This window comes from Paraburkholderia sp. GAS82, assembly GCF_050436285.1.
Classification (GTDB): Bacteria; Pseudomonadota; Gammaproteobacteria; order Burkholderiales; family Burkholderiaceae; genus Paraburkholderia; species Paraburkholderia phenazinium_B.
The window spans coordinates 436,388-449,161 of record NZ_JBNDLX010000005.1 but is presented as its reverse complement, the minus strand read 5'-3'; the positions used below and the strand labels follow the sequence as shown (position 1 = coordinate 449,161).

At 60.7% G+C, this 12,774-nt stretch carries 9 protein-coding genes; 4 read left to right on the top strand and 5 right to left on the bottom strand.

Annotated elements, in window-relative coordinates; translation table 11 throughout:
* Positions 1–7 precede the first annotated feature (7 nt).
* The 3 genes from P3T17_RS18430 to P3T17_RS18420 are packed head-to-tail and all read right to left on the bottom strand — an operon-like array spanning position 8 to position 3,146.
* On the bottom strand, positions 8–955 hold the full coding sequence (locus P3T17_RS18430) for a carbohydrate ABC transporter permease (protein WP_429408375.1): 948 nt from the start codon (positions 953–955) through the stop codon (positions 8–10).
* Positions 948–1,889, bottom strand: coding sequence for a carbohydrate ABC transporter permease (locus tag P3T17_RS18425; protein ID WP_429408374.1), 942 nt, complete (start codon positions 1,887–1,889; stop codon positions 948–950). Before P3T17_RS18425 ends, P3T17_RS18430 begins: the two co-directional genes overlap by 8 nt.
* Positions 1,890–1,901: 12 nt before the next feature.
* Positions 1,902–3,146, bottom strand: coding sequence for an ABC transporter substrate-binding protein (locus P3T17_RS18420; RefSeq protein ID WP_074266251.1), 1,245 nt, complete (start codon positions 3,144–3,146; stop codon positions 1,902–1,904).
* A gap of 242 nt (positions 3,147–3,388) precedes the next feature.
* Here P3T17_RS18420 and P3T17_RS18415 point away from each other — a divergent pair, with 242 nt between their 5' ends.
* Complete coding sequence (locus tag P3T17_RS18415; RefSeq protein WP_074266250.1) at positions 3,389–4,225, top strand: AraC family transcriptional regulator; 837 nt, start codon at positions 3,389–3,391, stop codon at positions 4,223–4,225.
* Between the two features lie 36 nt (positions 4,226–4,261).
* On the opposite strand, the gene P3T17_RS18410 is transcribed toward P3T17_RS18415, so the two are convergent.
* Positions 4,262–6,058, bottom strand: coding sequence for a peptidoglycan D,D-transpeptidase FtsI family protein (locus tag P3T17_RS18410; RefSeq protein ID WP_429408371.1), 1,797 nt, complete (start codon positions 6,056–6,058; stop codon positions 4,262–4,264).
* Positions 6,059–6,490: 432 nt separating this feature from the next.
* A complete protein-coding gene (locus P3T17_RS18405; RefSeq protein WP_074269201.1) occupies positions 6,491–8,035 on the bottom strand; it encodes a methyl-accepting chemotaxis protein in 1,545 nt (514 codons plus the stop codon).
* A gap of 495 nt (positions 8,036–8,530) precedes the next feature.
* On the opposite strand from P3T17_RS18405, the gene P3T17_RS18400 reads away from it, so the two are divergent.
* From P3T17_RS18400 to P3T17_RS18390, 3 genes are all read left to right on the top strand, one after another.
* A complete protein-coding gene (locus P3T17_RS18400; protein WP_429408369.1) occupies positions 8,531–10,537 on the top strand; it encodes a phospholipase D-like domain-containing protein in 2,007 nt (668 codons plus the stop codon).
* Positions 10,538–10,540: 3 nt separating this feature from the next.
* Positions 10,541–11,821, top strand: coding sequence for an SEL1-like repeat protein (locus P3T17_RS18395; protein WP_429408368.1), 1,281 nt, complete (start codon positions 10,541–10,543; stop codon positions 11,819–11,821).
* 141 nt (positions 11,822–11,962) lie between these two features.
* On the top strand, positions 11,963–12,595 hold the full coding sequence (locus P3T17_RS18390; RefSeq protein WP_429408366.1) for a hypothetical protein: 633 nt from the start codon (positions 11,963–11,965) through the stop codon (positions 12,593–12,595).
* Positions 12,596–12,774: the final 179 nt, after the last annotated feature.

Genomic DNA, 12,774 nt, shown 5'->3' with positions numbered 1-12,774 from the left:
TGGAGCGTTATGCCTTGACCGCACCAGCGATCAGACCGTTGATATAAAAGCGCTGCAGGAGCAGGAAGAGGATCGCGCAAGGCAGGATGGAAATCGTGATGCCGGCTTGCATCAGCCCCCAGTCGACGGCGCCAAGCTGACCGCTTTGCGCATTCAGGAGCATGACCGGCAACGTGTAGTTTTTTGCGTCGCCGATCAGGATCAGCGCGGCTAGCAGTTCATTCCACGAACCGAAGAACGCGAACAGACCCGCTGTGACGATCCCTGGCAACACCAGCGGCACCATGATCATGCGCAGCGACTGCAACGAACTGCAGCCGTCGATCAGCGAGGCATCCTCGATCTCGCGGGGCACGGCGTCGAACGAGTTGCGCATCATGAACACTGCAAACGGCAACTGGAACGTCGTGTAGACGAGCGCGAGACCGAACAGCGTGCCCTGCAGATGCATCCAGCGCAGCAGGACGAATAGCGGATTGAGGATCGACTGGAACGGAATCATCAGCGTCGCGAGGATCACGACGAAGATCAGGTTGCGCCCCGGAAAACGGAATCGCGAGAATCCGTAGCCGCCGAGGGTGGACAACACGAGCGTCATCACGACCGTCAGCATCGCAACCGACGTACTGTTGCCGAGATATCGCCAGATGCCTGCGCCATAGCTCGCGAGGTTCTGATAGTTCTCGAACGATAGATGGGATGGAATCCATCTGGGTGGCGAAGCGCTCGCGTCGGCCGGCGAATAGAACGAGGTAAATGCGGACCAGCCGATCGGAAACAGAAACGCCAGCGTGAGCACGCTGCAGATCAGGTAGTAAAGCGCGACCGACAGCCTCGCCTTCAGCTTTGTCACGCGACTTGAATAATGGAGCGCATCCACATTGGACGTGACGGGACTCGGCTTTGGCGTCGCATGCGCGAAACCGGTGTCGGCGGAACGCAATCGGTTACTCATCGTCGTCTCGCAGAAGAATCATCTGGATCACGCTTAGCATGAGCAGCACGATCAGCAGCACCACGGACATCGCCGCGCCGTAGCCGAGCTTGAAGTAGGTGAACGACGCACGATAGATCCAGTGGACCACCGTGATGGTGGTGTTCATCGGCCCACCCTTGGTCATCACATAGAACTGCTCGAATGCCAGGTACGAGCCGATCACCGCCATGATCAGTGCAAGCGCGAAGGTGCGCCGCATCATGGGCACGGTGATAAAGCGCTGCTGCGCCCACCATCCCGCGCCGTCGATGCGGGCTGCTTCATACAGATCGTATGGAATCGCCTGCATGCCGACGAGCATGATCACCATCGTGAATCCACACGCCTTCCACACCACCATCACGATCAACGACGCCAGCGCGGAGTTGGTATCGCCTAGCCACTGAACCGGCTCGCTGACGATACCCAGTTGCATCAGGATCGCGCTGAAGATGCCCACCTGGTCGTTGAACAGCCAGACCCAGAGCAGACTGGCTGTGGTCAGCCCGATCACGACCGGCAGGAAGAAGGCAGTCCTGAAGATACCCACGAACCGGATCGCGCGCTTCACTAGCAACGCAAGCGCGAAAGCGACGACAAAGATCGCCGGCGTGACGAACAAGGTGTATTTGGTCGTAAACCAGAGCGCGCCCCAGAACGATTCGTCGTGCATCAGGTCGAGGTAATTTCTCAACCCGTTGAACGACGGCACGCCCATCAGCGGCCACTGATAGAACGACATGCCGATCGTCATCGCCAGCGGCAGCAGAAAAAATGCCGCCGTGAAAGCGAGGCAGGGCAGCACAAACCAGTATCCTGCGCCCTGCCGGCCTAACCCTTTACGCGGCTTCTTTCGACCCATCTGCGGTGCGAGGCCCGCACCGCCTGTTGCCGGATCGCCAAGGACATCCATGGTCGTTAAATCCTATGGTGTGTTCAGGATCTGGGTGAAGCGGTCTTGCGCATTTGAAACGGCAACATCCACGCCTTTGCCGAAGACAGCTTCCTGGATCATGGCGGCCCAGGGTCCGTTTGGATCGTTGATCAACTGGTTGAACTTGATGCTATAGGGCGTTTTGCCCTGACTCATAGCCGTTGCGGCGGTCAAATAACGGCCGTCGAGCTTGCTATACGCGTTGCTCGCGAGGTCGACCCGCACGGGGATGCTGCCGTTTTTCGCAAACTGATCGACCTGGACCTGTTCGCCAAGACACCACTTGATGAACTCCATCGCGTCTTTCTTGTGCTGTGAACCGGCTGGGATCGCGATCACATCGCCGCCGGCGAAGCTCGCCCAGCCACTGTTCTGACCCGGCAGATACGAGAGTCCGAAATCTATCTCTGGATGGCTTTTCTTCAGGACGCCGATTGAAAACGCGCCGGACCCGACCATGCCGATTTTTCCGGTCTCGAACGCGTTGATGAAGTTGACGCCGCTGTCGGTCTTGGCACTTGCGGGCATCTCACCCGCTTCCCACATACGACGGTACATGGCGAGCGTGCCTTCCAGCGCTGGATTCTTCAGCGTCGCGGTCTTGCCGTCGGCCGACAGCACGTCACCGCCCGAGGCCCACACATAAGGCGTCAACGTAAAGATGTTGCAGCTGCCGCAGGCGCCCGAGAAATAGAAACCTTTAACCCCGCCACCGAGCGCGGTGATCTTTTTCGCATCGGCTTCGAGTTCGGCCCAGGTTTTGGGCGGCTGGTCGGGATTCAATCCGGCGCGTTTGAACAATGTCTTGTTGTACAGCAGCATCGAACTTTCAGCGCTAAAGGGCAGCGCGTATTGCTTGCCCTGATAGGTCCCGAGCCGCATATGCGATGGACTCAGGCTCTGATAGAAGGGCAGTTTTTTGGCTTCATCCGTGATGTCGGTCAATTGTCCGTCGTGCGCGAACTCGGGCGTGTAGATCAGATCGATTGCAATCACGTCGGGCGCAGCGCCGCCAGCTGACGCCGTGCCGAACTTTGTCACGAAGTCGTCATTCGGAATGATGGTCAGGTTGACCTTGGTGGGATGGCTCGCGTTCCATGCGGTAACGACCGGAGTCACAAAACCCGAGTCCGACGCGCGCACCCAGAAAGAAAGACCATCGTCAGCCTGGGCGTGAGTGGCGGCGAGCACAGTCGCGCATGCCCATAGACGAAGCCATCGGTTGCAACGAATCATAGGTGTCTCCTCCTATTGCCGATGCACGTCCCACGACGCTTTCCGGACCGTCGGGCTCGCTGCGCCAGCCGGGTACACGCATCGGTTGCTTCTGAGAAATGTGATTTTTTCGACCTTGGCGGGTCGTACCGAATCTTTCCGACTTCCCACGAACGCCAAGTCTGGAAAGCTTGACACGCCCGACCTGCCCTCGCAAGATGAAGAAACCGCAGTAAAACGCGCTAATTCCGACTTTTTGCGTAATGACCGATCCCGCGCTCCATCTGGCATTTCCACTGGGTCTCGAAGCAAGCAATGGCGGGCTGTTTGTGTCGCGCGGAGTGGGCGTGCATCCATCGCGAACGATCCAGTCGTACGAGCTGATCTACGTGCGGCAGGGTTGCCTGAATCTTCACGAAGGCGGACAGCTATTCGAGGTGAACGCAGGGGAGACACTGCTGCTTTGGCCTGGGCGGCTGCATGGCGGGACGTCGCCGTTTGCACCGGATCTCAGGTTCTATTGGGTGCATTTCACGTTGCCAGACGCGCCGCACAGCGGGTCGGCGTTGGAAGTGTTGCTGGAGATTCCTCAACACGCCAGGGTCGAGCGGCCCGATCATTTATCTGGCATGTTCCAGCGCCTGTTGAACGATCAGCAGATCTACGGCGTGCAACCGTTGCCGGACAGTCTGACGATCCTGCTGATGCTATGGGAACTCAAGCGCTCGCGGGTCGCGGCGACGGCGGCCGACGGGGCGCCCCAGCAACTCGCGGCAAGCGCCGATCAATGGATTCGCACGCATTTTCATGAAGCGATCAACGCCTCGGCGATTGCCGCGCATCTTGACTGCAATGCGGACTACCTGGGGCGCGTGTATCGCGCCACCTATGGGCGCACGTTGACGGACGCGGTACACGAACAGCGCATGCTGCACGCGGCCATCCTGCTTGCGGAAGACCGCTTGACGATCGCGCAGGTCGCTTATGCGTGTGGGTTCGAGGACAGCGGATATTTCAGGCGGCTGTTCAAGAGAAGCAGAGGGATGACGCCGAATGCGTTCCGGCGCCTGCATGTGCGGGTGCATGTGAATACGGCCTGAGGGCGCGCATGCGGCGGCGCTGTTACCGTCTCCGCCTCACGCATCCGGCGGCACACCTAACAACTGCAACGCCCCACCGGTCACCGCGCCGAACACAGGACCGGCAACCGTGCCGCCGTAGAATGCCTTGCCAGCCGGATCGTCGATCATGACGGCGACGATCAGGCGCGGGTCGCTCATCGGCGCCATGCCGACGAACAACGCACGATAGCGATTCTTCGCGTACGACGCGCCGATCTGCTTGCGCGCCGTCCCGGTCTTGCCACCGACCCGGTAGCCGTCGACTGCCGCGGCGCGTCCGGTGCCACCCGGTCCGGTCGCCATTTCGAGCATCTCGCGGATGGCATGTGCGGTGGCGGGCGTCGTCACTGCGTGGCTAAAGCCGGCGGTGAGCGGCGAGTCGCCGGTGTCTGCAGCAGGGGCGAGGGCGTCACCATCCTGTTGTTCATTCATTTGCCCACCGGGTTGCCGGTCGACCGTATCCGCCAGCAGCAAACGCACCGGATGCAGCGTGCCGTCGCCCGCGTAGGCGGTGTACATCTGCGCGAGTTGCAGCAGCGACGCCGACAGCCCGTAGCCATAAGCCATCGTGGCCTGCTCGATGGGCCGCCAGCGTCTGTGCGGCCGCACCTTGCCCGCGGCAGCGCCGGGGAAGGTCAGCTCCGGCCGGCGCCCGAGGCCATACTCCTGGTACTTGTTCCAGATCGTCTCGGCCGGCAGATTGAGCGCGAGTTTGGCGAGTGCGATGTTGCTCGACTTCTGCACCGCTTCGGCCACGGTCATCACGCCGTGATTCGAGGTGTCGTGAATCACGGCTGGTCCAATCCGGTACCACCCCGGCGTTGTATCGATCAGGCTTTGCGGCCCGACCATACCCTTGTCTATAGATAGCGCGACGACCAGCGGCTTGATCGTCGACCCCGGCTCGAACGTATCGACGACGGCCCGATTGCGCAGTTGGCGGCCGCTCAGGCGCGTGCGGTCGTTCGGATCGAAGCTCGGATAGTTCGCGAGTGCGAGGATCTCGCCGTTGCGCGCGTCGAGCACCACGACGCTGCCAGCTTCCGCATTGCGCTTCGCAATCGCCGCCTTCAGTTGCGCATAGGCGAGTTGCTGGATGCGGCGGTCGATGGTCAGGCGGATCGTCGCGCCGTTGTGCGCCGGTACGAGTGGACGCGTGTCCGACACCACCCGGCCGAGCCGGTCGCGGATCACCTCGCGCTGACCCGCCGCGCCGCTTAACTGCAGGTTGGCGGCGAGTTCGACACCTTCCTGGCCTTTGTCCTCGATATCCGTGAAGCCGACCACATGCGCCGCCGATTCACCTTCCGGATAGAAACGCTTCGAATCGGCGATCTGCGTGATGCCGGCGAGTTGCAGCTTGTCGATGCGGCTGGCCGTGTCCGCGTCCACCTGGCGCTTGAGCAGCACGAATGTTTTGTCGCCGGCTACACGGCTGCGTAGTTCCACGAGCGGCACCTTGAGCAGCCTGGCGAGCGGCAAAAAACATGTCTCATCGAGCAGCCTGGGCGTTGCCCAGACCTCATAGGTCGCGAGACTGACCGCGAGCATTGAACCGTTGCGATCGACAATCCGTCCGCGTGTGGCGTCCAGTTCGATGACGCGTTGATAGCGCTTTTGTCCCTGGCCGGCATAAAAGTTCTGATTGACCACCTGGACCCAGAAAGCGCGTGCGGCGAGGCCGCCGAATGCCGCGAACATCAGCACGATGATGAATTTCGAACGCCATGTCGGCAGGCGCGACGCGAGTATGGAGTGTCTCGCGGCTGATGCGTGAGTCCGAGGTGGCTGCGATCTGGGCTTCTGGAACATGAGTGCGGATGCGGGCAGCGAACGCAGGTGGCGGCAACGCCGTGATTGTAATTAAAACGTAATATTAATGCGAGGCCTATGCGAGGCCTATGCGAGCGCATAGCGACGGCGAGGAAGCACGTCGCGTCAAGGACGTCGGGCTTTGCTTAAGCGGGTTGCAAAGGGGAGAGAAGTTGCGCTTCCGTAGATCGGTGCGCGTAGGGAAACACGAAGATAAGGAAGGCGGCGGGTCAAAAACCAGCCACGCAGCCTGAAAAATCCGCGCGACTGGTTCGTTCAAACAATGCGTCTCTCCGACGCGGCGTGTTGAGAGGCGCCCGGCCACCAAACGCATCCCAATAGGCGTTTTGCGGGCGCCTTCTTTTCAGGCATCGAGCGCGTGTTAAAGGCGCCCGGCAGAAACAGTTAACGTATAGCTATAGCCGCTCGCCCTCAGGCCGGCAGCGCAAAACTCGAGATTGCTTCGCGCAGCGAGCCGACCTGATCCTTGAGCGAGTGCGCAGCGGCGGCAGCCTGCTCGACCAATGCCGCGTTCTGCTGCGTGACCTGATCCATCTCACCGACCGCGCGGTTGACCTGTTCGATGCCGGCGCTTTGCTCACGCGAGGCGTGGCTGATTTCCTCGAGAATTTCGTTGACGCGGCGTACTGACTGCACGATCTCGCCCATCGTCGAACCGGCGTTGGCGACTAGCGATGCACCGGCCTCGACAGTATTCGTGGAGGTTTCGATCAGCGCCTTGATTTCCTTGGCAGCGGTGGCCGAGCGTTGTGCGAGGCTGCGCACTTCCGAGGCGACGACGGCGAAGCCGCGGCCCTGTTCGCCAGCGCGAGCCGCTTCGACGGCTGCATTGAGGGCGAGGATGTTGGTCTGGAAAGCGATCCCATCGATCACGCCGATGATGTCACCGATCTGACGCGAGCTATGAGTGATTTCGCCCATGGTGCGGACCACGTCGTCGACGACGCGGCTGCCGCGCGTGGCGACGTCCGCTGCCTGGCCGGCGAGTTGCGCGGCCTGGGTGGCGCTCTCGGCGTTCTGCTTCACGTTGACCGTCATCTGATCCATGCTGGAGGCGGTCTGGACGAGCGCAGCGGCCTGTTGCTCGGTGCGTTGCGAGAGATCGGTATTGCCGGCGGCGATTTCAGAGGCGCCGACGTTGATGTTTTCCGTCCCGGTGCGCACGCGCGACACGGTTTCGACGAGGCCGGCCTGCATGGTGTGCAGGGCGTGCAACAGGCTACCGGTATCACGATACTGGACCGGCACGTTGACGGCGAGATTGCCGCTTGCCATACGCTGTGCGGCGACGACGGCGATTTCGAGTTCGCCACCGAGGGCGTGACGTACGCTGCGCAGCACCAGCATCATGACGAACGTGGCGATGCCGCCGAGGACCGTGGTGATGGCGAGCCAGACGATGAGACTGGCGTAGAAGGCTTGCTGAACGTCGTCCATGTACATACCGGTTACGACGTACCAGTCCCAGGGGGCGAAGCGCAGTGAGACGCTGGTTTTGGGGACGGGCTGATCATGGCCGGGTTTGCTCCACAGATACGAGACGAAGCCGCCGTTGACGTCGCTGTTACCCGCGTTGACGATGTTGACGTACAGATGATTGCCGGCTGGGTCGGTGAACTGGGACATGTCCTTGCCGTTGAGTTCGGGCTTGATGGGGTGCATCAGCACGACCGGCTGCGAGTTGTTGACGGAGACATAGCCGTCTTTGCCGTAGCGCACGGAGGCGAGGACGGCGAGGGCCTGTTTCTGGGCGTCGGGCTCGCTGAGGGCGTGTTGCTGGGACAGTGTGTAGTAGTGGTTAATGATGCTGACGGATTGCTGGGCGACGGCCATGAGTTGATCGCGGCGCTCGGAGATCATGGAGGCGCGGTTTTGGTACGCGCCAAAGCCGCCGATCAGAATCAGGCCGATCCATAAGATGAGGATCATCGACCCGAGTTTTTTGTTCAAGGTCATGGAGGGCATTTTGCGAGTTCCAGGTGAGGGTGTTTTTTCGCCCGCGGCGGGCTTGGGGTTATGGTGTTTAACGGCTTCGCCGGGTTTTTGGTGAAGTAGGGGGGAACCCTGGGTTTTTGTTTTTTGTTTTTGTCTGATTAATGCGTTTATTTGTTTTATTGGGGTTTTGGCCTTTCCTTGCGTTCTTATCGGTCTATTAGCGATGCCCCTGTGTGGGCAATGCTCTCAACTTAAGCCCCATTGCATCAGGAGAGTTTGTACGCGAGATGGAAATGGGCACGGCTTTTCCGGGTGTCGCTGGACAAGAGCGAAGCCTGCCGAATGGCGCCTCGACTTTCAACGACTGATTTGCAGATTTTTCCGCACGAATTGGGATGGCATGCGGGGTAAAAACCTTCAGGAGCTAAACAAGCTCCGCGTCGCGGCCGCCTGATCTTTGCAGTCCTGCTGAATCAGGCACAACACGCTGCTCAACCCTGATACGGACGCCTGACCATGAAACAGCAGAGCGCTACCACGCCGCTCGCGCTTTCCTGCACGCGAAGCGCAACGCTCACGTCCCCATGGTTCGTGCAGCGCACCGAATACAACCCCGCGCTGGCCACGTACCTGCCGCTGGTGAATGGCGAGACGGCCTTTGCGGCGGTGTTCGACGCCATACGAAACGCGGAGCACAGCATCGATATCCTGTGCTGGGGTTTCCAGCCGTCGATGTATTTCAGACGGGGCAGCGACGCGGCGGGTTCGCCGTCGATCGGTGAACTGCTCGAATACAAGGGCCTCGAAAAACCTCACATCAGGATCCGGCTGCTGGTCTGGAGCGACTCACTGCACGTGGCGTCCTTCTCGGAAGACATGATGCCAGGCAACCACGGACCAGTCGGGCTGGCGGGGGCTGCACAGGACGGGCGCACCCACGCCCAGCGTGAATTCGACCAGCTCTGGTACTGGCGGGCCAACCGGAACAATGTCACGCGGATGTCGGCCGGGACGAGGGCCAATCCGTTCCCGGCAGCGAAATCGGTGGTGACCGCGGCATTGAACGCATTGCCGGGCGCGCCCAGGCCGCTGGCAAACATTGAATTCGCCACGCGCGATTTCGATCTGAGGGAGCGTGCCGAAATCGCCTGGCGCACGTGGATGAGCGGCCCGGCGGGCGACCCCACGCTGAGAGAGCGGAACACCGCGGCGATGACGGCGGAACCCTCGCATCACCAGAAGATGGTGCTTGTCGACTACGAGCTTCCCGAGCGGGCCATCGGGTTCGTGATGGGGCACAACACGCTGGATGAATACTGGGACCGGGACGATCACACCTGGCTGCGGCAGGCGCCGCGAATGGGACGCAACGGCCTGCATCCGCGGCAGGACATGTCCGCGAAGGTGACGGGTCCGGTCCTCGAGTACCTGAACGAGAATTTCTGCCAGGCCTGGGACGACGCGACCGGGCAGAACCTGACCCAGGCGCGGGCGGCGCTGGCTTGCCGGCTGAAGCTGCGCGCGGATCACGGTACGCCGGTGATGGCGCAGATCCTTCGCACGCAGTCGCAGCACGGCAAGGACGGCACGAAGGACATCGCTTCGCTGTACCTGCAGGCGGTGAACAACACGACGAGATTCGTGTACATCGAAAACCAGTATTTCCGGTATATGCCGGTGGCCGACAGGCTGCGGGAGAACGTCAACGCGCAGATCAAGGGGGGGCGCAACCCGGCGAAGCATGGTGAGGTCTATCTGTTCGTGGTCACGAACTCGAACGACGACGGCATCGGCCGCGGGACAGTGAGCAGCTACCAGATGCTCGCGGCGCTCGGATATGGCGACCGGATGCCCGGGGTCGAGACACTGGAGAAGAACGACCAGCTTACGCAGCAGGAGCAGACGCTGGAGAAGCAGCTTGCTGACGAACAGGCGGCCAGCCAGCGCGCGATGATGCAGGGCGCGGGTTTCTCGCAGATGCAGGGGCTTGCGAATTACCTTCAGGGCGCACAGACCCGGCAGGCTGAAATCGGGCAGCAGCTGGAGCAGATGAGGCAGGAGAAACGGCGGGTGGCGAGCGTGAGCCCGGACGGCATGACGAAGGAGGGAGAACTGGTGCCGCCGCAGGATATGCCGGGGATGAAGGTGCTGGTCTGCACCCTGGTCGCACCGGACACCCCTGCAGGTCAGGCGTGGGACTACGTCTATGTCCACCAGAAGCTGATGATCGTCGACGACGTGTTTACGACGCACGGCTCGGCCAATGTCAACCGGCGCAGCATGGAGGTGGATAGCGAACTGAATATCTGCCATGAGCATGGCGGCCTGACGTCCGCGCTGCGCAAACAGATGTGGGCGCTGCATACGAAAAATAGGGGGGCTCAGGATGATGTGTCGGAGGCGTACAAGATGTGGAGTTCCATCATTTCCTGGAACACAAAAAATCAAAGCAGAAAGCAGGCTCCGATCGCGTCCCTCGTAGGTTTCCTGCGGACCTCGCCCACACGCACTTACGAGGATTGACCCATGAGACGAGGCATTCTCATCGCCCTGGTGGCGAGTCTTGCCTGCGCCTGTACCAAGGAGAACCCGTTGGCTTCACTACCCAGCATCAGCGCCGTGCGCGCGAATCTCGCCTTTACCTGCGTGCGTGAGGACGACCACCTGCCGCCGCTCGATCCTGATGCGGACCAGCTGTTCAGATATGGCCGCTGGCTGCAGAAGCAGGACGGCCCGAAGGACTTCGACGATATCGCACGGTATTACCGGATCGCGGCGGCCCACGATCATTACAAGGCCAACACCAACCTTCAGGCGCTGGTATCGACGGGGCTGGCTGATTCTCCGGATGCACCGAAAGAGACGATCGACCTGGCAGTGCAACTGGTCAAACAGGGCGTGCCGGCTGGCTACTACGACATCGCGCATTACCTCGAACTCGGCTACGGGCTGAAGCAGAACAGCGAGACCGCGTTGCGCTATTTCCGCAAGGCGGCCGACCTGGGCAGTCCGGACGCGCAGTATTACCTCGCGGAGAAACTGGACCCGATCGACGCCGCACCTGAGGTTGCGCTGCAGATGTACCGGTGTTCAGCGGATCAGGGACATGGCAAGGCCGCAACCTCCCTGGCTATTGGTCGTGCGGTAGACAAGTTCTACGCCGAAGCACTCAGGTCTTTCCAGCAGGGCGTCATGGCGGGAAACAGTCAGGCCGCGTTTTCTCTGGAAAATGGCTTTGCGGTAACGCCGGAAAATAGAGATATGTTTTATCTCGATGTCCCGAATGATCCCGAACGCTCGCGCCGCTACAAAATGATCGGCAAATTCCTCGACGGCAACGAAGGCCTGAACCCGAAGGTCCCCGATGTCGACCAGATCGTGCCACTGCCGCCGGCGAAACTACCGCCGTGGGACGGCACGTTCCAGTGGGAGAAGGAACAGGCCGCAGCCGTGCCGCCGCAGAAACCCTCCGATGCGCTGGTTGAAAGGCTGGCCCGCGAGAAGAGCCTCGACCCGGCGACAGGGCTTCGGGTCAGGACCGCGCATGAAAAGGACCTGGAGAGCCGCGTGCCGCTGGGCACGCTTGTTCGCCCCGGCGAAGTCTGCCCGCAGGACGGCGTGTGGTGCGTCCGGGGATTCGCTTCGGTCAGCTACGACGCGACGCGCCGTTTCAGGAAAGGCGAGACGATGCCGCCACTCGCCCTGAAGGATCCCCGTCCCATTCCTGGCCTGGACTGGCTGCTCGGTATGCGCGTATACCGCACCAATGAGGAATGGAGCCTCAAGGCTTATCTCGATCACGCATAGGAGATAAATCGACACGAATATAAGCCCACTTCCGCCCTTGATTCCTGACGCAATCAATACTTAGACCACGTTATGTTCAGATATATACCTATTGGCAGATCACGATTTAATCGCCTGATCTGCTGTATCGCAGTGATTCCAATGGTTGTCTTTGCCCAGAACGCCAGCGCGGACGACGACTGGTGGCAGAACCAGCATGCCCGAACCGACTGGGTCTTTAAAACATTAAAGGATAGCGATGTCGCATCCACGCTCGACCGCGTGTTAAAGGAGCAGGAGCGCTGGGCGAATCTGCCGGAAAATGCACCGACCGAATTCAGTTGTACAAAGCTGGAACTTCCCCCTCCGTCTCCCGCTGCGCTTTCCGCATTCAACCAGGCTTCTACGACGCGCGGGCCCGAAGCGGACAGGGGATATGCGAAAGCGGCATCTCTTGGTTATTGGCGCGCTGCAGCTCGGCTCGTCAACAGCAGTCTTGAGGACGAGTACTGGGAAGGCGCGGTACCGATTGTCGCCTGGCTGCTTGTGCATCATGTCCCGGCCAGATACAACAAGCTCGCAGACGTACTCGAGGCGCGTTCGGGCTACGATGGCGACACGCCCAGCGACGGCACGCTCGATACGATCGAATCGTTGCGCTGGCGCGCTGCACGCGAAGGCGATCCGGTTGCACAGGCGCAGATGGCGGATGTCTTTGACAAAATAAAAAAGCCTGCCATCGCGGCGTCATTGCGCGCGTGTGCGACTGAACAGAATCCGGATCTCACGCACTAGGGTAGATTGGCAACGAAGCCGAATTATCCGTAGGTCAGTGCCGCATTTCGCGGGCTCGACGCGCAGCACCGCTTGCACGTACATCGCATCCTTGCAGACTGACGTCTTGTCACATGCCGCCCGCCATTTCAGGGCAGGATGGCTAGCGTTTGCTGTCTCTTCCGGATTGAAAATGAATC